Source organism: Micromonospora sp. NPDC049139 (assembly GCF_055586845.1).
On record NZ_JBVJHK010000005.1, the window covers coordinates 115,666 to 134,875 of the forward strand.

General features: G+C 72.9%; 22 protein-coding genes and 3 tRNA genes. 10 read left to right on the top strand and 15 right to left on the bottom strand.

Annotated features, from left to right (window positions below; all coding sequences use genetic code 11):
- Positions 1-27: 27 nt before the first annotated feature.
- Positions 28-1,110, bottom strand: a complete 1,083-nt coding sequence (locus ACZ6Q9_RS11685; RefSeq protein ID WP_393259881.1) for a Glu/Leu/Phe/Val family dehydrogenase — start codon at positions 1,108-1,110, stop codon at positions 28-30.
- Between the two features lie 171 nt (positions 1,111-1,281).
- Between ACZ6Q9_RS11685 and ACZ6Q9_RS11690 the strand changes: the two genes are divergently transcribed.
- Both ACZ6Q9_RS11690 and ACZ6Q9_RS11695 read left to right on the top strand, forming a co-directional pair.
- Positions 1,282-2,121, top strand: coding sequence for a DUF8083 family protein (locus ACZ6Q9_RS11690; RefSeq protein WP_393259884.1), 840 nt, complete (start codon positions 1,282-1,284; stop codon positions 2,119-2,121).
- 251 nt (positions 2,122-2,372) lie between these two features.
- On the top strand, positions 2,373-2,582 hold the full coding sequence (locus ACZ6Q9_RS11695; RefSeq protein ID WP_007073996.1) for a BldC family transcriptional regulator: 210 nt from the start codon (positions 2,373-2,375) through the stop codon (positions 2,580-2,582).
- Between the two features lie 165 nt (positions 2,583-2,747).
- On the opposite strand, the gene ACZ6Q9_RS11700 is transcribed toward ACZ6Q9_RS11695, so the two are convergent.
- Positions 2,748-3,146, bottom strand: a complete 399-nt coding sequence (locus ACZ6Q9_RS11700; RefSeq protein ID WP_350702123.1) for a PPOX class F420-dependent oxidoreductase — start codon at positions 3,144-3,146, stop codon at positions 2,748-2,750.
- Positions 3,147-3,199: 53 nt separating this feature from the next.
- Between ACZ6Q9_RS11700 and ACZ6Q9_RS11705 the strand changes: the two genes are divergently transcribed.
- Positions 3,200-3,979, top strand: coding sequence for a class I SAM-dependent methyltransferase (locus tag ACZ6Q9_RS11705; RefSeq protein ID WP_393459046.1), 780 nt, complete (start codon positions 3,200-3,202; stop codon positions 3,977-3,979).
- A 48-nt stretch (positions 3,980-4,027) separates the two neighbouring features.
- Here ACZ6Q9_RS11705 and ACZ6Q9_RS11710 read toward each other — a convergent pair whose 3' ends face one another.
- A complete protein-coding gene (locus ACZ6Q9_RS11710; RefSeq protein ID WP_396828701.1) occupies positions 4,028-4,324 on the bottom strand; it encodes a hypothetical protein in 297 nt (98 codons plus the stop codon).
- A gap of 162 nt (positions 4,325-4,486) precedes the next feature.
- On the opposite strand from ACZ6Q9_RS11710, the gene ACZ6Q9_RS11715 reads away from it, so the two are divergent.
- Both ACZ6Q9_RS11715 and ACZ6Q9_RS11720 read left to right on the top strand, forming a co-directional pair.
- The gene (locus ACZ6Q9_RS11715) at positions 4,487-5,344 is read left to right on the top strand and encodes a 3-hydroxyacyl-CoA dehydrogenase family protein (RefSeq protein WP_396828699.1); all 858 of its coding nucleotides are present in this window, start codon (positions 4,487-4,489) and stop codon (positions 5,342-5,344) included.
- Positions 5,341-6,084 (top strand): enoyl-CoA hydratase/isomerase family protein, encoded by a 744-nt coding sequence (locus tag ACZ6Q9_RS11720; protein ID WP_393459052.1) that lies wholly within the window; start codon positions 5,341-5,343, stop codon positions 6,082-6,084. The genes ACZ6Q9_RS11715 and ACZ6Q9_RS11720 overlap by 4 nt, the downstream gene beginning before the upstream one ends.
- Before the next feature lie 172 nt (positions 6,085-6,256).
- Here ACZ6Q9_RS11720 and ACZ6Q9_RS11725 read toward each other — a convergent pair whose 3' ends face one another.
- Positions 6,257-7,606 (bottom strand): ABC transporter substrate-binding protein, encoded by a 1,350-nt coding sequence (locus ACZ6Q9_RS11725; RefSeq protein WP_396828696.1) that lies wholly within the window; start codon positions 7,604-7,606, stop codon positions 6,257-6,259.
- A gap of 154 nt (positions 7,607-7,760) precedes the next feature.
- Between ACZ6Q9_RS11725 and ACZ6Q9_RS11730 the strand changes: the two genes are divergently transcribed.
- Together ACZ6Q9_RS11730 and ACZ6Q9_RS11735 are read left to right on the top strand one after the other, a co-directional pair.
- Complete coding sequence (locus ACZ6Q9_RS11730; protein WP_393259898.1) at positions 7,761-8,150, top strand: hypothetical protein; 390 nt, start codon at positions 7,761-7,763, stop codon at positions 8,148-8,150.
- Between the two features lie 52 nt (positions 8,151-8,202).
- Positions 8,203-8,910, top strand: a complete 708-nt coding sequence (locus tag ACZ6Q9_RS11735; RefSeq protein WP_396828695.1) for a DUF2786 domain-containing protein — start codon at positions 8,203-8,205, stop codon at positions 8,908-8,910.
- 64 nt (positions 8,911-8,974) lie between these two features.
- Here the strand turns inward: ACZ6Q9_RS11735 and ACZ6Q9_RS11740 are convergent, their stop codons facing one another.
- Positions 8,975-9,490, bottom strand: a complete 516-nt coding sequence (locus ACZ6Q9_RS11740; RefSeq protein WP_396828693.1) for an SRPBCC family protein — start codon at positions 9,488-9,490, stop codon at positions 8,975-8,977.
- A gap of 213 nt (positions 9,491-9,703) precedes the next feature.
- Here ACZ6Q9_RS11740 and ACZ6Q9_RS11745 point away from each other — a divergent pair, with 213 nt between their 5' ends.
- Complete coding sequence (locus tag ACZ6Q9_RS11745) at positions 9,704-10,657, top strand: hypothetical protein (RefSeq protein WP_396828691.1); 954 nt, start codon at positions 9,704-9,706, stop codon at positions 10,655-10,657.
- Between the two features lie 187 nt (positions 10,658-10,844).
- On the opposite strand, the gene ACZ6Q9_RS11750 is transcribed toward ACZ6Q9_RS11745, so the two are convergent.
- The gene (locus ACZ6Q9_RS11750) at positions 10,845-11,972 is read right to left on the bottom strand and encodes an alpha/beta hydrolase family protein (protein ID WP_396828689.1); all 1,128 of its coding nucleotides are present in this window, start codon (positions 11,970-11,972) and stop codon (positions 10,845-10,847) included.
- Positions 11,973-12,268: 296 nt separating this feature from the next.
- Positions 12,269-12,904 carry a GAP family protein gene (locus tag ACZ6Q9_RS11755; RefSeq protein WP_393259910.1) on the bottom strand — a complete coding sequence of 212 codons (636 nt, stop codon included), beginning with the start codon at positions 12,902-12,904 and terminating at the stop codon, positions 12,269-12,271.
- A gap of 438 nt (positions 12,905-13,342) precedes the next feature.
- Between ACZ6Q9_RS11755 and ACZ6Q9_RS11760 the strand changes: the two genes are divergently transcribed.
- A complete protein-coding gene (locus ACZ6Q9_RS11760) occupies positions 13,343-13,669 on the top strand; it encodes a hypothetical protein (RefSeq protein WP_396828687.1) in 327 nt (108 codons plus the stop codon).
- Here the strand turns inward: ACZ6Q9_RS11760 and ACZ6Q9_RS11765 are convergent.
- The gene (locus ACZ6Q9_RS11765; protein WP_393459068.1) at positions 13,666-13,818 is read right to left on the bottom strand and encodes a hypothetical protein; all 153 of its coding nucleotides are present in this window, start codon (positions 13,816-13,818) and stop codon (positions 13,666-13,668) included. The two genes, ACZ6Q9_RS11760 and ACZ6Q9_RS11765, sit on opposite strands and share 4 nt — an antisense overlap.
- A 911-nt stretch (positions 13,819-14,729) precedes the next feature.
- A complete protein-coding gene (locus ACZ6Q9_RS11770; protein WP_396828685.1) occupies positions 14,730-15,164 on the bottom strand; it encodes a hypothetical protein in 435 nt (144 codons plus the stop codon).
- A gap of 106 nt (positions 15,165-15,270) precedes the next feature.
- Between ACZ6Q9_RS11770 and ACZ6Q9_RS11775 the strand changes: the two genes are divergently transcribed.
- A complete protein-coding gene (locus ACZ6Q9_RS11775; protein WP_357462641.1) occupies positions 15,271-15,753 on the top strand; it encodes a DUF5956 family protein in 483 nt (160 codons plus the stop codon).
- Between the two features lie 490 nt (positions 15,754-16,243).
- On the opposite strand, the gene ACZ6Q9_RS11780 is transcribed toward ACZ6Q9_RS11775, so the two are convergent.
- The 6 genes from ACZ6Q9_RS11780 to idi form a co-directional block, all read right to left on the bottom strand.
- Positions 16,244-16,317, bottom strand: a tRNA-Phe gene (locus tag ACZ6Q9_RS11780).
- A 101-nt stretch (positions 16,318-16,418) separates the two neighbouring features.
- Positions 16,419-16,495 (bottom strand) — tRNA-Asp (locus ACZ6Q9_RS11785).
- 32 nt (positions 16,496-16,527) lie between these two features.
- A tRNA-Glu gene (locus tag ACZ6Q9_RS11790) sits at positions 16,528-16,600 on the bottom strand.
- 154 nt (positions 16,601-16,754) lie between these two features.
- Positions 16,755-17,555 carry a polysaccharide deacetylase family protein gene (locus tag ACZ6Q9_RS11795; RefSeq protein WP_393460742.1) on the bottom strand — a complete coding sequence of 267 codons (801 nt, stop codon included), beginning with the start codon at positions 17,553-17,555 and terminating at the stop codon, positions 16,755-16,757.
- A 75-nt stretch (positions 17,556-17,630) separates the two neighbouring features.
- Positions 17,631-18,584: a MerR family transcriptional regulator gene (locus tag ACZ6Q9_RS11800; protein ID WP_396828682.1), complete on the bottom strand. Its 954-nt coding sequence runs from the start codon at positions 18,582-18,584 to the stop codon at positions 17,631-17,633.
- Positions 18,574-19,185: an isopentenyl-diphosphate Delta-isomerase gene (gene idi / locus ACZ6Q9_RS11805; protein ID WP_396828680.1), complete on the bottom strand. Its 612-nt coding sequence runs from the start codon at positions 19,183-19,185 to the stop codon at positions 18,574-18,576. Before idi ends, ACZ6Q9_RS11800 begins: the two co-directional genes overlap by 11 nt.
- Positions 19,186-19,210: the final 25 nt, after the last annotated feature.

Below are 19,210 nucleotides of genomic sequence, written 5' to 3' on the forward strand. Positions count from 1 at the left end.
ACCGGGCCGGCCCCGCCTCCGTGACGCTCATCGCAGGTGGATCGTGCGCAGCCGGCCGACGTCGGCCATCCGCCGCTCCGCGAGCCGGTCCGCCGCCACCGCCGGGGGCACGCCCTCGGCGTCGGCCAGCTGGAGGATCTCCCGGGTGGTGTCGTAGATCCGGGTCGCGCGCAGCTTGGCCCGCTCGAAGTTGAAGCCCTCGATCTCGTCGGCCACCTGGATCACGCCGCCGGCGTTCACCACGTAGTCCGGGGCGTAGAGGATGCCGCGGTCGGCCAGCAGCTTCTCGATGCCCGGGTGGGCGAGCTGGTTGTTCGCCGCGCCGGTGACCACCTTGGCGCGCAGCGCCGGCACCGTGTCGTCGTTGAGCGCGCCGCCGAGCGCGCACGGGGCGTACACGTCGATGTCGGCGGCGACCAGCGCGGCGGCGTCGTCGACGAGCGCGACCTGCGGGTGGGTGGTGCGCGCCCACTCCAGGGCCTTCGGGTTGACATCGGTCGCCACCACCTCGGCGCCGTCGTCGAGCAGGTGGCCGACCAGGTACTTGCCGACCTTGCCCAGGCCGGCCACGCCGACCCGCCTGCCGGCCAGGGTCGGGGCGCCCCAGACGTGCTCGGCGGCGGCCCGCATGCCCTGGAACACGCCCCAGGCGGTGAGGATCGAGGAGTCGCCGGCGCCGCCGTGCTCGACGCTGCGGCCGGTGACGTACGACGTCTCCCGGGCGATCACGTCCATGTCGGCCACGTAGGTGCCGACGTCGCAGGCGGTGTAGTAGCGCCCGGCGAGGGACTCCACGAAGCGGCCGTACGCGCGCAGCAGCGCCTCGCTCTTGACCCGCTCGGGGTCACCCCAGATGACCGCCTTGCCGCCGCCGAGGTCCAACCCGGCCAGGGCGTTCTTGTACGCCATGCCCCGGGACAGGTCGAGCACGTCGGCGAGGGCGGCCTCCTCGCTCGCGTACGGGTAGAACCGGGTGCCGCCGAGCGCGGGGCCGAGCGCGGTGGAGTAGATCCCGATGATCGCCTTCAGGCCGGACTGCTTGTCCTGGCAGAACACGACCTGTTCGTGACCGGTGGATCCCGGGTCGTCGTTGCTGGCGAATACGCCCATGAGTAGCTCCTGGTGTGGGGTGCGCCCTTGTGGGACGAGGACCTGTGGACGCCGGCGGGATGCTGCCGGTGCCGCTGAGCCTAGTATCGGCCGACGCCGTCCGACCGCCCACGGCGCGCGTGATCGCAGCGTCGACGACGGTCGGGTTCCGATTCGTGGGAGGATCGCGCCGTGCCGTCGCTCTTCGCTTCTTACCTGCGCGTGTACGAGCCCCTGACCGCTTTCGACCGGGACCGCCAGACGTACTGGCGCCGCTACGTCGAGCAGGGTCGGGCGGTGGCCCCCGTGGAGGGGCCCGGCCGGCAACGGACGTCCGTGATCGAGGCGCTCGGCGCGGGCTGGACGCGGCTGCCCGACCTGCCGGACGAGGCGTACGTGCTGGAGGCCGACGACACGCTGCTGGTCTGCCCGTGGAACCTGCGCATCCGGGTGGCCGAGGCGGCGCTGAGCGCGCGCGACGGCGTGCCGCCGGTGCTGGCCGACGCGTTCGTGCCGCCGGTGCTCGCCGGGCAGGCCAAGGCGGTGGTGGAGGACTGGCGCAGCGGGGCCCGCGTGCTGGAGCACGGCGTGCCCCGGCTGCACGAGCAGATCGCGACGTGGGGTGTGCCGCTGCGCTGGTTCGTGCTCTTCGACCCCGAGGAGCGGCACCACGTGACCCGCCCGGGCCGGCGGGCGCTGCGCTTCCGGACGGAGATCTCGAAGGCGCGGCGCCGGTCGTCGCGGGCACTGTCGGTGCTGCGCAAGTCGGTCGGCGAGGCGCCGATCACGGAGGCGGTCGAGGAGGCCGCCCGCTGGCTGGAGGAGTTCCACCCCCGCTCGATGGTGGAGCTGGACTACGGTGGCCTGGTCGACCTGCTCTCCGACGAGACGCTGGCCGCCGACGACTCGCCCGAGCTGGTGGCGAGTGGGCTCGCCGGGCTGTCCCGGGGCGAGGCCGAGGAGGCCTCGGCCGCGTACGACAAGCTGGTCGCGAGGTGGCGCGCGGTGCAACTGCTGGAACGGTGCAACTGACGACAATTCGCCCAGGCGGGGCCGCGAAGGCGAGGCGTCCTCGTAGTTGGCGCATCACGAACCGTGATCATGAGTCCGAATAAGGTACTTTCTGCCGTGTAAAAGTCGCATAAATCGGGCATGGTTCATCCGTCCGTCTAGGGACGTTCGGCCGTTCGGCCCATGTCGGACATCGGGGACTAGCCGGACCATGGGAGACGCGTCGGCCGGCGGGACCCCGGCCGATGTCTATACATGTGGAGGAGTGACCGATGGCATCGCGAACGCACGAACCAGAGCCGCTACTCACGCCGGCCGAGGTGGCGTCGATGTTCCGTGTCGACCCGAAGACGGTGACCCGGTGGGCCAAGGCTGGCAAGCTCAGCGCCATCCGCACCCTGGGGGGCCACCGTCGGTACCGCGAGTCGGAGGTCAGGGCCCTGCTGCAGGGGCAGATCCCCCAGCAGCGCCAGGGGGACTGACGGCCGGAAGTCAGACAGGTGTGCACGAAGGGCGGCGGACACGGTCCGTCGCCCTTCGTCGTGTCGGGGTCCGGCCGGTCGGCGCCCGCGCGGCCGGACCGGTTGCGCAGGCCGGCCGCACAGGCGCCCCGGCCGCCGCGCGGCGACGGCGGGGCGGCGCGCGGGTCAGTCGCCGCCCGACGGCCGCCCGGCGAGCGAGACCCGGATGCCGACCGTGCCGCCCTCGCCCCGGCGCAACCGACTGCCGAGCAGGCTGAGCCGCCCGATCATCCGGTACTTCCGCTTGATCAGGTCGCGGACCCGTCGGGTGTCGGCCGGGCCGCAGAGCGTCGCGTGGGCGGGCACCGCCTCGCCGTGCGGACGGCCCCGGACGTCGCACGGTGCGACCGTGACGTCCCCGCTGCGCCGGATCCGCTTCACCTTGCCGGAATCCGCCGCCGACCACACCGCCAGCGCGTCGCCGTCGCGGACCGCCCAGACCGGCGTCGGCACCGCCCGCCCGTCCTTGCGGAACGTCGTCAGCAGGATGTATTTCTCCGCGGCGAGGCGGTCCAGTGTGGCCATCCCGCCAGGATACGGCCGCCACGGCTGACTGACCGGCCGGATAGCGTGAAGCCGTGACGGTGGAACCACGGATCGGTGACGTCTTCGGCGAGATGCTGCGCGACGCGTTCGCCGTCGCCACCGGCATCGGCCCCCGGCCGCTGGCCGGCGGGCGGCTGCCACGGCCGGTCATCGAGATCATCGAGCGGGACGACGGGCTGATCAACGGCGCGCCCGCCGCGCACTACCTGGACGGCCCGGCCGACTGGCAGCCGTACGACCACCGGGCGGTGGACCGGGTCGAGGGCGCCACCCTGGACGTCGGGGTCGGGGCGGGCCGGATCGCGCTGCTGCTCCAGGAACGGGGCGTGCCGGTCACCGGGCTGGACACCTCGGCCGGCGCGCTGGCCGTCTGCCGCCGCCGGGGCGTACGCGAGCTGGTGCACGGGACGGTCGACTCGCACGTCGCCGACGGCCGGCGCTACGACACGTTCCTGCTGCTCGGCAACAACGTCGGGCTGCTGGAGGGGCAGGAGCGGGCCCCGGCCCTGCTGGCGGCGCTAGCCGCGCTGGCCCGGCCGGGCGCGCGGGTCATCGCGCAGGGCACCGACCCGTACGGCACCCGGGACCCGCTGCACACGGGCTACCACGAGCGCAACCGGCGCCGGGGCCGGCTCGGCGGGCAGCTCCGGCTCCGCCTGCGCTACCGGGAGCTGGGCACCGAGTGGTTCGACTACCTGGTCTGCTCGCCCGACGAACTCGCCGAGCTGGTCCGGGGCACCGCCTGGCGACTGACCGACGTGGACGACCACGACGCCCCGTACTACCTGGCCACCCTGCGCCTGGCCGGCTGACGCCCGGGGCCCGCCGCGCGGCGGCACCCCGGACGACCGGCGTACGCCTCAGACCTGGACGGTCGGGGGGAGCTGCTCGGGCGGGAGGCCGCCGTCGCCGTCGACCACCTCGTCCGGGGTGCCGTCCTCGTCGAGGTCGACCATCGTGACGTCCACCTTGCCGTCGTGGTCGGTGTCGAACTGGAACAGGTCGGGCCTGCCGTCCCCGTCGGTGTCGGCAACCCAGACGTCGGTGCGGCCGTCGTTGTTGGTGTCCGCGCGCAGCAGGTCGACCCGCTCGTCCCCGCGGGTCTCCACCGTCTCCGCCGTGCCCGCACTGTCCACGGTCTCCGGTGCCTGGCTCATTTCAATTCGTCCTTCCCTCGGTTGACGGCCGTCGTACCCGATCCGCGCCGCCCCCACGCATGTCGGAGCGAGCGCCGCTGCATAGGGTCGGCCCATGAGCGAGTGGAGCGGGTGGCGGAGCGCGGGTCAACCCCGGGTCGCCGCCGGAGGCAGGGAGGCGTCATGAGCGACCGCTTTGTCGTCGTCGGGGCCGGCACGATGGGGCTCGGCATCGCGTACGTGGCGGCCGGGGCCGGGCACACCGTCGAGCTGGTCGAGGTGGACCGGGCCCGGGGCGCCGCGGCCGTGGAGCGGCTCGGTGAGCTGTGGGACAGGGCGGTGGGGCGCGGCAGGCTGACCGCCGACCAGGCCGCGACGAACCGGGGGCGGGTGACACTGCGGGCCGCGCTCGCCGACGTCGCGCAGGAGCCGGCCGTGGTGGTGGAGGCCGTACCGGAGCGGCCGGACCTCAAGCGGGCGGTGCTGCGCGAGGCCGAGGCGCTGCGCCCGGCGCTGCTGGGCAGCAACACGTCCAGCATCTCCATCGCCGAACTGGCCGACGGGCTGGCGCGACCCGAGCGCTTCCTCGGGCTGCACTTCTTCAACCCGGTCTGGGCGATGACGCTGCTGGAGGTCGTGGTCGGCCCGGCCACCGCCGACGAGACCACCGCCGCGGCCGTCGCGCTCGCCGACCGGCTGGGCAAGGACCCCGTCGTCGTACGCGATATGCCCGGCTTCGCCACCTCCCGGCTCGGGGTCACCCTCGGCCTGGAGGCGATCCGGATGGTCGCCGACGGGGTGGCCAGCCCGGCCGACATCGACAAGGCGATGGTGCTCGGCTATCGGCACCCGATCGGCCCGCTGGAGCTGACCGACCTGGTCGGGCTGGACGTGCGGCTGGACATCGCGCGCACCCTCCAGGCCGCGTACGGGGACCGGTTCGCGCCGCCGCCGCTGCTGGCGGAGATGGTGGCCGCCGGCAGGCTGGGCAAGAAGTCCGGTCAGGGCTTCTACCGCTGGGAAGGCGGGGTGAAGTCGTGAGCGGGCTGCGGGTCGAGGAGCGGCCGGACCGGCTGGTGGTCACGCTCGACCGGCCGGAGAAGCGCAACGCCATCGACGCCGGCCTGATCGCCGAGCTGCACCAGGTCTGCGCGGAGCTGGAGGCGCGCCCCCGCCTGCTGCTGCTCACGGGCGGGGCCGAGGGCATCTTCGCCGGCGGGGCGGACATCGGGCAACTGCGCGAACGGGGCCGGCTGGACGCGCTCGCGGCGATCAACTCCGCCGCCTTCGCCCGGATCAGGGCGCTGCCGATGCCGACCGTGGCGGCGGTGGACGGGCCGGCGCTGGGCGGCGGTGCCGAGCTGGCGTACGCCTGCGACCTGCGGGTCTGCACCGAGCGGGCGGTGTTCGGGCAGCCGGAGGTGCGGTTGGGCATCCTGGCCGGCGCGGGCGCGACCCACCGGCTGCCGGCACTGGTCGGAGAGGCCCGGGCCAAGGAACTGCTCTTCACCGGCCGCCGGGTGGACGCCGAGGAGGCGCTGCGGATCGGCCTGGTCAACCGGGTGGTGGCCGAGCCCGACGAGCTGCTGCCCACCGCGCACGGGCTGCTGGACGAAATGGCCAAGGGGTCCGCGCTGGCGCTGCGGCTGACCAAGCTGGCGGTCGACGCGCCGGCCGCCGCGCACCCGCACCTCGACCTGGTCAGCCAGGCGGTGCTCTTCGAGGACGAGGAGAAGCGCCGGCGGATGACCGACTTCCTGGAGCGGCGACGGCCCCGCTGACCCGCGACGCCCCGCTGAGCGGCGACGCCCGCGTTTGTGGCGGTGGTGCCCGCGACGCGGCGTCGGCACCCGCGACGACGACGGCGGCACCCGCGTCGCGGCGTCGGCGGCATGACGAGGACGGCCGCACCGGTGATCCGGTGCGGCCGTCCACGTGCGACGGGTCAGCGGCTCAGTGCCGGATTTCCACGCCGGCGTCCGCGAGCGCGCGGATCACCTGCGCCGACTCCGCGAACCCGATGATCAGCACAGCGTCCGCGCCGAAGTCCTTGATCTCCTTCGCCCCGGCCGTGAAGTCCACGGGGTTGGCCTTGGCGTCGGCCGGCGGCTCGTAGGCCAGCAGCTTGATCCGGTCGCCGTCGACGCCGGTACGCTCCAGCTCGGCCTTGACGGTGGCCTGGAGGCCCTCGCCGTAGGAGTCCTTGCGGGCCACGATCGCGACCTTCTGCGGCCCGTCCCGGAGGATCACGTCGGCCAGCGCCCGTCCCTGGAGGCTGTCCGGCGGGGCGGTGCGGAAGTAGAGGCCGTTGTCGTCCAGCTTGGTCAGACCGGCATCGGTGTTCGAGGAGGAGAACAGGACCTTTCCGGCCCGCACCACGTCGGGCAGGACCTCGCGGGAGATCCCGGAGGCGCCGGCGCCGATGATGACGTGCACGTTCTGCTCCACGTGCTTCGCCACGGTGGCCTTGGCCACCTTCGGGTTGGTGCCGTCGTCGCCGTCGATCCAGACCACCGGCTCGCCGAGCACGCCGCCGCCCGCGTTGATCTCCTTGATCGCCAGGGCGGCCGCGGCGGCCATCGGCGGGTACGCCAGGGAGAGGTCACCGGTCATCGGCAGCAGGCCGCCCACGACCAGCGGGGAGCCGTCGCTGCGGTCGGTGCGGCCACCGCGTTGCTTCTTACCCTTCGGCGGGGCCTCGGTGCTCGCCGCCGACTCGTCGCCAGCGCCGACGAACTCCGTCTTGCCGTCGTTGAGCTGCTGGCCGTCGAAGTGCACGGTCGCGTAGCTGGCGGTGGCCGGCTCGCCGGCCTCGGTGAACCCGGCCCGGGTTATCGAGACGCCTCGGTACTCCACGTCCTTGCCGGCGCGGGCCAGCGCCAGGCAGGACGCCACGTCCTCGCAACGCTGCCCGCCGTTGGTGACCCCGACGATCTGCTTGGCGACGGCGGCCGGGTCCGTGCTGCCGGCGAGCTGGGCGGCGATCGCGCTGATCACCACCGCGTCGTACGTCTCGGCCGTGTAGAGGAAGTCGTTCAGTTTCGGGTCGACGGACCGTAGCCGGTTCTTGAAGCTCTCCGGCAGCGGCGTCATCGGCTTGGTGCCCTTCATGCCGTCGACGAGGCTGGCGCGGTCCTTCAGCTCAGCGGGGTACGAGTTGAGCATGTTGCCGTCGGAGCCGTAGAGGCGCACCTGGTGGGTGGTCGTCTCGTCGGGCCCCTCGGTCCCGCAGGCGCTGGTGGCGAGCAGGAACGTCGCGCAGGCGGCCAGGGTGGCCGCCCGCGAGGCGCGTGACTTGAGCATGGTCGTCCTTCCTCCGGCGAAGGTCCGCTGCGCACATTAGCGTGCCGACATGTATGGCGTGACCACGGAGGCGACTCAATCCGCAGGTCGTCCGCCATGCACACGGAGAGTCACGACCGCCGATCGCTTGACCCGCTGCCCTACCGTGCGGTGCGTGACGGAATCACCACAGCAGACGCTCGACGACGCGACCGCCGTGCTCCGCTCGGCGCTGGCCGGGGACGGCGACGCGGTGGTGGGGGCGTTCGACGCGGTCGTCGACCGGTCCGGCCTGGCCGGCGCGTACGGGGTGGCCTGGTGCCTCGCCGCGACCATGGTCGGCGGGCCGGTGCCGCAGGGCACGTGCGCGCTGGACTTTCCCGGGATCGACGAGGCCGACTACGACACCCGCTGGGTGGCCCGCTTCGTCAGCGCGTACGCCAACGCCGACGCCGACACCGGCGAGGCGCTGTTCGGTGCGGCGGCGGCCGACGGGCTGCTGCCGGACTGCCTGCTCACCCTGGCCGGCTCGACGGTGGCCACCCTGCGCAGCCGGGCCGGCTGATCGGCGACCGCCGCCGTCCCGAGTCGACCTGCCCGCGTGACAGGCTGGGGACATGTCCGAGGCCATGCTCAGCAAGGTGCGCAAGCTGCTGGCCCAGGCCGAGGACCCGGCCTGCACCCCCGCCGAGTCGGCCGCCTTCACCGCCAAGGCCACCGAGCTGATCGCCCGCTACGGCGTGGACCGGGCGCTGCTGGCCGCCCGGGACCCGGCCACCGACCCGGTGGGCGACCGGGTGGTCGAGGTCGTCGCCCCGTACGCCCGGGACAAGGCCGGCCTGCTCGCCGCGGTCGCCGACCCGCTGCGCTGCCGCTGCGTCCGCCGCCGGCAGGGCAGCGGCTTCGCCATGCACCTGTTCGGCTTCGCCAGCGACCTGGAGCGCGTCGACCTGCTCTTCACGTCGCTGCTCGTGCAGGCCGCGCACGGGCTGGCCGCGGCCGAGGTGCCGCCCGGTGAGCATCACGCCGCCTTCCGGCGCTCCTGGCTGGCCGGCTTCGCCCAGGTGATCGGCGTGCGGCTGAGGGCGGCCGAGGCCCACGCGGTCGCCGACTCGGGCGGGTCGTCGGTCGCGCTGGTGCTGGCCGACCGGTCGGATCGGGTGCGGCACCGCGTCGCCGAGGTGTACCCGCGCCTGCGCACCGCCGCGCCGCGCAGGCTGGCCGGCAGCGGGTTCGGCTCCGGCGCCGAGGCGGGACGCCGCGCCGACCTCGGGGGCCGGGGAGTCGCCACCGCTCCCGGCACCCGCCCGGGCATCGGCCACTGACGGCTCGGGCCACGGCGAGGGTGCCCGTGGCCGGTTGGGTGAGGCGGCGGGTGGCGCGGGCCGGTCAGCCGGCGCCGTGGGCCACCGTGGCCGCGTAGCGGGAGAGCAGCTCGTGCCAGCCGGCGGTCAGCGCCTGCCGGTAGCCCTCCGCGGCCTCGCCGTGCCGGTCGAAGTGCCGGTGCTCGACCTCCACCCGGGTCCGCTCCGGCCCGTCCGCGTGGAAGAGGACCTCCACCTCGCTAGCCTGCGCGGGATCCGGCACCGGCGCCCGGTCGGCGCCGATCTGCCAGGTGAAGACCAGCCGTCGGGGCGGATCCCAGGTCAGCACGCGCCCCCAGTCGCAGCGGAAGCCGTACGGGCCGATCTCGTAGAGCATCCCGCCGGCGCGCGGCTCCATGCCCAGCTCGGCCAGGTGCTCCGGGCCGGACCACGTGTACTCCATCACCCACCACGCCGCCAGGGCGTCGCTGAACACCGCGAACGCCTGATCCGGTGGGGCGGGGACCAGGAGAACACTGCGCAACGAGAACTGGTCGTACTCCTGCCGGATGCCGGCCGGGTCAGCCATCTCCTGTCCCATAGGCCCGGACCATACCGGCTGATGCCCGGGTGTGCAGCTTCGCGCGCTGCCCGGTTCCGGACACCCTTTTCGTACGCCCGTACGGCGGCCGGCGGCCGGCCGGCCGCGCCTTCGCGGGGCGGGACGGAGGCGGGACGGGATGGTCGACCGGATAGCGGGTAAGCGCGCCGGACGGTCCCGGCCGGACCGGGCCGGAGGATGCGGAGCGGGAGCATGAGCGAGAACGCGCAGCAGCGGGAGCCGAACCGGGGCGCCGGGCCATCGCCACGGCAGGAGGGGGCGACGGAGCCGGACGTCCTGCTCGACGTACCGAAGGTGTCGGTCGACTCGATCCGGCTCGCCGTGGACGGGCTGGACGCCGACCTGTCCCTGCGGGCGCGCTTGGCCAACCTCCTCCAGCTCGACGCCGGCGTCCGGGTGCACCTGCAGGGCGTCGAGCTGGACATGACCGGGGTACACGCCGAGGCGCAGCTCAAGGTGCGCCTGGAGAAGCTGGTCGACATCCTCGACCGGGCGCTGAGCACCATCGACCGCAACCCGCAGATCATCGACGCCCTGTCGCGTACGGCGATCGCCCCGATCGACGACGTGAACCGGGCGACGCAGCAGATCGCGAGCCCGGGTGGGCAGGTCGCCCGCTCGGCAACGCAACCCGGCGGGCTGCTCGCCGGCTCGGCAACGCAACCCGGCGGGCAGGTCGCCGGCTCGGCGGGGCAACTCGGCGTGCAGGCAGCGGGCTCGGCGGAGCGGCGGGGCGGGCAGGTCAGCGCCTCCGGGGAGCGGCCCGGCGGCGCGACCGACGATCTCGGGCAGCAGGTCGGCGCCATCGGCGCGGTCGCCGACCGGTCCCTGCGGGAGCCAAGCGCCCCGGGTCAGGGCGGGGGACCGGGCGCGGGTGGCGGCGGGGAGCAGGGCGAGCGCGCTCGGGAGCAGGCGGGGCGCGAGGCGGGCCCGTCCCCCCAGGCGCGCCCTGAGCGGGGCGGGCCCGAACAGGCCCGCGGGGAGCAGGGCGGGCCGCGCGAGCAGCCCGACGAAGCCGGCGGTGGTGGGACGCCGAGCGCGACGCAGCTCGCGGAGCAGGCGGGCGAGACGCTGCGGCAGGCCGGGCGAAGCGTGTGGGAGGCGATCCAGAGCGGGATGGCCCAGCGCCGGCAACAGGGGCGCTGACGGGTCGGCCCCCGACCCTGGGCCGCCGGTGACGACGGATCAGCCGCAGACGACGCCGGTCCCCACCCGCGTCCTGGGCGGGCGGGGACCATCCATCCCCGGCGACTGTGGCCAGGGGTGGTGCTGGCCCGCCGACCTTCCGGCTGCCAGCCCCCGACCGGTACGGGTCAGGGCGTAGGGCGCCTCGTCATACCGCCCCGTCCCGGAAACGCACCTCGGGATAGGCCGGGGCCGGTGCGTCGAGCAGGGGCTGCGGTCGATCACGCAGGTGCGCGTCGAGGAACGCCGCGACGTACGCGCGGGTGATCAGCAGTTGCCGGTCCCCCGGAATGGCGCCCGGGTCCATGCCTAGTTGGGCGCCGAGGACCGGCCGGTCCGTGAAGGAGAGGTGACCACTGCCGGTGACGGTGAGCCACCGCTTCCAGCCGGCCAGGCCGGGCCAGTCGCGCAGCCAGCTCGCGTCCGTCGGCCGCTCGGAGCCGACCAGCAGGAACGGCTTGGCCACGGTGCCCGCCGGGACCGGGACGAAGTGGGTGCCGTCCAGGTTGACACCGGCGTCGACCCGCCTGTCGGTGCGGAGCACCTGCGCGGCGCTCGCGCCGCCGATGGAGTGCCCGGCCATGCCGATCCGGCTCGGGTCGATGAACCGGGCGCCGCGCCACACCGGACGCGGCCCGGTCAGCCGGTCCAGCAGGAACGACACGTCGGCCGCCCGTCCCTCGACCACCCGGGGGAGCCTGTCCTGCCCTGTCGCCTCACAGGCGAGACAGTCGGCGACCCGGCCGTCCGGGAACTCGACTCCCCGCGCCTCGTGGGGGTGGTCCACGCCGGCCACCACGTACCCCCGGCTGGCCAGATCCTCGGCCAGCCCGGTCAGCGACTCCCGGCTGAGACTGAAACCGGGAGAGAGCACCACGAGCGGCCAGCCCCGGGCGGCCGGCCGGACCGGCACGTCGCGGCGGGCGTTGGTGCGTACGGTGGTCAACAGATCCGGCGGGAGGGGCAACCCCTCGGCGGCGATGATCCGCGCGGAGACCGCCGCGGTGGTGTAGGGCGCCCGCGCGCCCGGCGCGGCCACCGCCGGGTACCAGAGCGACACCATCAGCTCCCGGCGTAGCTCGGGCCGCCACGGGTCGGGCCGGGCGTCGTCGGTCAGGTGCAGCCAGGTGGTGCCGACCGGGTAGCGGCCGGTCGGTGCCGGCAGCTTCAACGCCGGCGCCGAAGCCTGGGCCGCGACCGGGCTGCCGGCCAGCAGGGTGGCCAACAGCGTCAGGAGTACGAGCAGTGCCCGGCCGCCGCTACGCAAGGCGACCACCGGCCGCTGCGCCCGACGCCGCCGCCGCGCCGAAGCGTGTCGTCAGCCCAGTTGAATTGATCATGCCGCCCTCCCTGGGGATCCGTCGTGATGCATCGACGGTAGGGATCCGCCAGGGGCTTGCACCGTGCCCGAACGACAGGCGGGCGTACCCACCTTCGTCAGGGTTCGGCCCTGCGCGGTCAGCCACGGCAGCGTCGACCGGCCCGGCAGAGGCGCAGCTTTCTCCGCGTCGCTTTCAGGGCTGGCCGGTCTGGCGACTGTCCGACGAGGAGATCCTCCGCAAGCGGCGGTGATCAGAGCAGGTCGGACACGACGATAGCCACGAAGATCAGGACCACCGCCTCGCTGACCAACCACGAGTGGTCATTGGCCCAGTTGCGGATCTTCGGCAGCGCTGCCGTCGCCCGCTGACCGAACGCGAGCAGGGCGAGCAGTGGCAATGCCAGTAGCAGCAGTGTCAGACACAGGAACGGCAGCAGGTTCCACCACGGCTTGTCGTGGCCTGCCAGGCTCCCGGCGACTGCCAGCATTGTCGCCTCGTCACTGGGCATGGCGATGAAGAGAAGGAAGCCCAGCCCGAAGGCGAAGCGCGGCTCGGCCTCCTGCAACCTGCTCATCCACTTCGGCGGCTGGCTTCGCTTGCGGCGGGCGAAGATCATCACCATCAACGCCAGCAGCACCAGCAGCACCACCCAGTCGATCACGCGACGCGTGCCGTCATGCTTGTTCTGCCCGTTCCCAGCGCCATGCACCGTGCGGAAGACGACGTACCACACGGTCAGCGCGACGAGGATGCCGAGCCCGGCGCCGACCAGGTAGGCGAGCGAGCTGCGCTTCGCGTTCCGGCTGGAGGCGAGGAAGATGGCGCTGATGATCTGCGGACCGGCGATCATCACGAAGGCGAGCGGCAGGACACTCAGCAGATTCACGGTCCCTCCCTGTTGCCCTGATTCTTTTCCGAACCGGCCCGCCAGGTCGGCGTTCTGGGTGATCCGGTCCGTCCGGCCCACAGTGAGTCCGCGCGATCGTGCGACACGGGGCGGCCATCGGCGGGATTCCGGGGTCAACGAGGGTCAGACCGGGCAGCCGGGATTTCGGGGCGTGACGCAGAAGCGCCGACCGGCGTTTCCGCTGGTCGGCGCTTCAGTAGCCCGGCGAAAGGCTATGTGGCCAGGGGCGGGGTCGAACCGCCGACCTTCCGATTTTCAGGCACCCACATTTCCGCAGGTCAGAGCGCCGCCGCAGCCCGCCGTGCAACCATCGTGCAACTAACTCCGCATCGTGATGTGCCGGCGCAACCATGCAACATCACGTGACAGCGGGTCGGGTTAGGCTCCCGGCCTTGACGTCTCTCCGATGATGGCCCCATGAGCATGGATGACCCGGACCCCCTAATGATCGCCTTGCGCATGGTGATAGTGGTCCTCAGCTCGGCCTCGGTTGTACTCGGACTGCGTGTGGCCATGTCACGGCGGTTTCCCGCAGCCTGGATTCGGCTTGCACACCTGACGCCGAGCCAGCAAGCCCAGCCCGTCCGTCTGGGCAGCGCCCAGGCCATGCTCGGTGCGGGCTTGCTGATCCAACAGGCACCGTTTGTCATCTCCATGCCCTTTCCGGTTGGAGTCGCCCTGTTCGCGGTCTCCCTGGCCCTGTTGCTGACTGCGGTGGGATTGTCTGCGCTGCTTCGGCACTAGCCACGCATGGTGATGTGTCGGGGCAGCCGTGCCGCATCACCATGCGCGGCCAGCTCCGAGAGCGCCTTGGCGATCTCACGGTCGCGGCCGTCGACGGCGTGCAGATACCGGCGGGCCGCCGCCATGGACGAGTGCCCTAGCCGCTTCATCAGGTCGGGTCTGGTCCGTCGACTTGCCGGCGTGGTGTGGGGTGCACGTCCGGGCGGACCTGTGCCGGTGAATGAGGACCAGGACGTGAACGGCGAGAGGTAGAGGCCCGAGCCAGGAGGGGCCGGCAGGAAACCGCGGGGCCGATGGATGGTGAAGGTTGGCAGGCGGCATGTAGTGAGCGACGGGGCAGCCGGCGTTATGCGCGACGTGAGCTACAGCGACGCTCCGACGCGACACCGGACGGCGAGGGCCGGGTGGTGTTGTGTTCGTGCCGGCTTGGTCGACTCGGACGCTTTCTGTGATCTGTTGCCGAATTGGCCTGTACTAGATCAAGGCGCTGACGCGCGGCGCGGGCCGGGGCGCGGCAAGCGGCTCCTACCGGAGCCGCCGCCCCGGCGCTGATCGCGCCGGGGCGGAAAGTCAGCCGGCCCGAAAACCACGCCCCGCCCCGCGCGTCATCCCTGGGTCAGTAGGTGACCCGGTGACGAGTCCCGGTGTGACCGGGCCATGCGGACACGCCTTCACCCGTTCCTGACGTTCCAGAGGCCCCCAGAGGGCCGAAGCCACCACCGGGCAGGACGAGTTGCCGAACGGCTCGTACGAATCCGCTGAGGCCCCAGGGAAGGAAGGGGTGGAGGTGGTGGAGGGGGTGGGAGGTGAGGAAGGGGGCAGGGTTAGAGCTTGTGCCTCCGGCGGGGGCCAGACGACTCCAGGATGGAGTTGCCGAACGGTTGCGGTGGGTGGGTGGTTGGGGAGCCATCCCGTCTACCACCGACCCAGGCAAGCCGAGCAGATCAGGGCCAGGGTGACAAGGTCGTTCGTCCGGTAGGGCGCTCCACCTTGTCACCCTGGCCCTGATCTGCTCCACGGTGTGTGGGTCGGCGGCAGACGGGATGGCAGGTAAGCCGGGCTATTCGCCGAGCGTGCCCAAGCTCCACCCGCTGACCTCGGAGAGCCGGCCACGCCAGTACACGGGTACCCGCGAACCCGGTGACGGCAGCAGGCCGTGGCCAGCAACGTATCGAGCGTCCTTCAAGTGGATGTAGCTGTACGGCTCAGAGTTCTCATCCCTGGTCCGGTTGAGATCCAACTTGCGGAACACGTCGAGGATCCTGCTCCCCAGGAGTTCGCCGTTCTCGCCGGCGGACTTCAGCAGCTCCGCCATACCTTCCGCCCACTCGTCTCTCCCGATGAGGGTGCCGGTGACGACCACACCTCTCACCGTGAGGGTGATGCCCAGGGTGATTCCGGCACCTCGAACCGGCACCACTTGGGCAGGTTCTTTGGGCGCCAGTGAGGTCGCGAAGGCGAGGAACTGCGAATTGCCGACCGACATGATCGGCACTTGGTTTGGGTGCCAGCCTGTTCGCCCTTGCCATCCTCGCAGCCGGCGACAATGGGCAGGGCTGGCCGAGCTCGACCAGCGCCAGCCGTAGCGGCGGGAGGTGACCATGAGCGGCCACGCGGAGGCGAGCGCAGAGAGCTGGGACGACGTCGAACTGTCGCCCGAGGTGCCGATCGTGCCAGCAAGCAATTGGCTCGAACTGCCCCAGAGCGGTTGGGGCGCCCTGGTCGGCTGGGTTGCCGGGTTGACCAGGCTCGTCCGCTGTCCCGACCGGCCGGACCAACACGTCACCACCATCACGACGAGCAGCCCGACCGGGACCCATTACCAGGTCCGGCCTCGGAGCGCGGCCGAACAGGCGGACCTCGACGCCGATATCGACGCCTACCTGCGAGACGCCGGAATCCCGGCCCGGCCGTCCGGATACCGCTGGTTCCTGCGCCTGCCCGCAGGCTACGGCGAGAATCGGTTCTGGAACGACGTGCACGAGTCGCTCAACCGCGAGCACGTAGCCGCTACGCACCCCGCTGATGTCGCCCGCTACGTCCGCAAGATCCTGCACAAGATCTACGGAACGACCGGCTGCTGACCGTTGAGGTCGTGCCTTCGGCCGAGGGGCCCGAAGAAAGGTGCCGATCTTGCAGGCTCGAAGTGGTTCCCAAAGAACCTAATGATCAGCCGGAATCGATCTGCCGAGCCGGCAGATGGTGCTGGAAGAAGTTGCCCGAGTGGTGCCCACTCAAGCTGCCGAACTCACCAGGGACAGCGAGGCTTCCTGAGCCGCTGCCACCCAGTCCTCTAGCAGGAAATCCCCGTCAACCTCGATAACAGCCTGCGGTTCAACCATCCGGCCAGGGTAATGCCCAGGAGCGACATTCGTGATCCAGCGCCTAGGAGCCCCAGGTGGCACCGAATTGGCAGGGAACGGCATGCAGCGAACGTGCAACTTGTGGCGGCGATCACCGGCCAAGAGGGGTCAACCACGGGCAACGCCGATCGACGCGGCAGGAGCCCGTACGCAGAAGCGCCGACCGGCGTTTCCGCTGGTCGGCGCTTCAGTAGCCCGGCGAAAGGCTATGTGGCCAGGGGCGGGGTCGAACCGCCGACCTTCCGATTTTCAGTCGGACGCTCGTACCAACTGAGCTACCTGGCCGTGTTGCTCGGTTCATGCTACCCGCACGGCGGGCTGTCCGCCGGGAGGGTCACACGCTCCGATACGCAGAACGCCGCGCGTGGTGGGCGCGGCGTCAGCGCTGGCGGTCCTGACGGGACTTGAACCCGCGACCTCCGCCTTGACAGGGCGGCGAGCACTCCAACTGCTCCACAGGACCTAGCTTTGTTGCCTCCGACCGAAGCCGGACCGTGCCCCCAACGGGATTCGAACCCGTGCTACCGCCTTGAAAGGGCGGCGTCCTGGGCCGCTAGACGATGAGGGCGGCCCCGCCATCATTGCACACTCGCAACTTCAAGCGGACTTGCTCCCATCCGGCCCCGCCGGAGGCTTGGATAGCTTACGTGATGGTCGGCCGCTCGACCAAACCGGTATGGCCCTGGCCACAACGAGCCACAAAACCGCAGGTCAGGGCCGGTCTAGCGGAGCCGGGCGATGCCGAAGCGCCGCTTCAGGTCGGTGATCAGGTGCGGGCAGGCGGCCAGTGTCGCGGCCCGATCGCCGCCCCCGTCGTGCAGCAGCACGACCGATCCGGGCCGGGCCGCCGCGCGTACCCGCTTGGTGATCGTCGCGGCGGTGGGCTTGCCCCAGTCCTGCGGGTCGACGTTCCAGTGCAGCGACCGCATGCCCAGCTGCTTGGCGACCGACACCACCTCGGGCGTCCACCGGCCGCCCGGCTGCCGGTAGAACGGCACCTTGGCGCCGGGCACCGCGGCCCGGATCGCCGCGTTGGTGCGGGCCAGGTCGCTGCGGATCTCGGCGACCGGTCGCCGGGCGAGGTCCAGGTCGTGGCGCCAGCTGTGGTTGCAGAGCTGGTGCCCCTCCCGCACGATCCGCCGCACCAGGTCGGGGTGGCGGCGGGCCTGGGTGCCCACCACGCAGAACGTGGCGGTGACCCGCGCCGCGCGGAGGTGGTCGAGGATCTTCGGTGTCCAGACCGGGTTGGGTCCGTCGTCGAAGGTCAGCGCCACGGCCCGTACGCCGGTGCTGCGCTGCAGGCCCGGCGGCAGTTTGCTGGGCAGCGGCCGGACCGGGCGTTTGGGCGGCGGGGTGCTGCGGGTCGGGCGCGGGCTGGCCGTCGGGGTCGGCCCCGGCGGCAGCGGCGCGGAGGCGACGGGGCTGGGGCCGGCCGCCTCCGGCGGGGACGCGGAGGTGTCACCGCAGCCGCCGAGGAGGAGGGCAAGGGCCAGACCGGATGCCAGTACGGCGCGTGGGCGCATCGTTCGCTCCCGAAGGGGGTCGGGGTCGGCGGACCCCCCGACGCTAGTGGACGGCTTTCCGTCCCGGCACCCCGGTCAGCCGGTGGTGGACTGGCCCAGCGAGTCGCGTACGGCCAGCGCGAGCGAGACCGCCTCGGTGAGGTCGAGCGGCCGCACCACCCCGGCGGGCAGCGAGTCCGCCGGCCAGCCGGGCCCGGCGGCGAGCACCAGCAGCGGCCGGCGGGGCGCGGCGAGCAGGGCGGTGAGCTGGGCGGGGTCGGCGGTGGCCGGGGCGTGCGACCAGACGACCACGGCGGCCGGCCCGGTCCGGTTGACCGCCTCGACCAGCGCCGCCGCCGGCACCCGGGCACCGAGCATCCGGTAGCCCACCCCGGCCTCGGCGAGCGCGGCGGCGAGCGCCTCCAGCGGCAGGGTGTGCTGCTCCTCGTCGGCGCAGGAGAGCAGGACGCGCGGCGGTCCGGTGGGCGCGCCGGCCCGGGCGACCGCCGCGAACGCCTCCGACACGCACCGGGACACCAGGTGTTCGACCTCGATCAGGCCGGCGGTGGCCGCGTGCCGCTCCCCGATGCCGACGAGCACCGGGCGCAGCAGCCCGTCCCAGGTGGCGACCACCCCGTCCGCCTCGACGGCGTGCGCGATCGCCTCGCTGATGGCCACCGAGTCCAGCCGCATGGCGGCACGGGCCAGCCCCCGGGCGGCCGGCCCGGCCCGGCCGACCGGAATCGTCGGGCCGCCGCCGTCCCGCGTACCGGCGGTACGTGCGGGCGGGCGGGCACCGGCGCCAGCGGCGGGTGCGGTCTCCGGCGTCCGACGGGCCCAGCGGGCCGCCTCGGCGGGGGTGACCCCCTGGGCGGTGAGCCGCCGCATGATCTCCAGGCGCGCGAGGTCGGCCGGCGTGTAGCGCCGGTGGTGTCCCGGTACGTGCTCGCTCGGGCCGAGCCCGTAGCGCTGGTGCCAGGTGCGCAGGGTGGTGACGGCGACCCCCAGCTGCCTGGCCACCGCCCCCGCGCTCAGCGCCTCATCGGCCACCCGACCGCTCCGACGCGTCGTCCGCCGGCAGCGCGGAGGGGTTCGTGGCCGCGTTCGGCGGGCCGACGGTCGGCCGCAGCAGCCGGTTCACCACCCCGCCCAGCCAGGGCGCGTACGCGCGGGGATCGGCGTCGAGGTCGGCGGCCAGCTCGACGGGGTCGACCCAGCGCAGTTCGGCCACCTCGTCGGGGTTGGGCAGCAGCGGCGTGCCCGGCCGGAACCCGCCTCGCAGGACGTGGTCGTACTCGAACTCGACCCGGCCGGTGGCCGGGTCCTCGGCGTAGTAGACGTACACCCCGACCTCGGTCAGCTCGACCGGGTCGGCGCCGAGCTCCTCGCGCAGCCGGCGGTTGGCGGCCTCGACCAGCGACTCGCCGGGCACGGGGTGGCCGCAGCACGAGTTGGCCCAGCGCAGCGGGAAGCGGGTCTTCACCCCGGCCCGGCGCTGGAGCAGCACCCGGCCGTCGGGATCGACGAGCAGCACCGAGAAGGCGCGGTGCAGCTGGCCCGGGGGCTGGTGCGCGGCGGACACGGTGGTCTCGCCCTGTGCGCGCCCGGCGTCGTCGACGAGCTCGACGAGGTGCTTCTCGCGGGTGGTCACGGCAGGTGCCTTTCGGGTGTGCGGG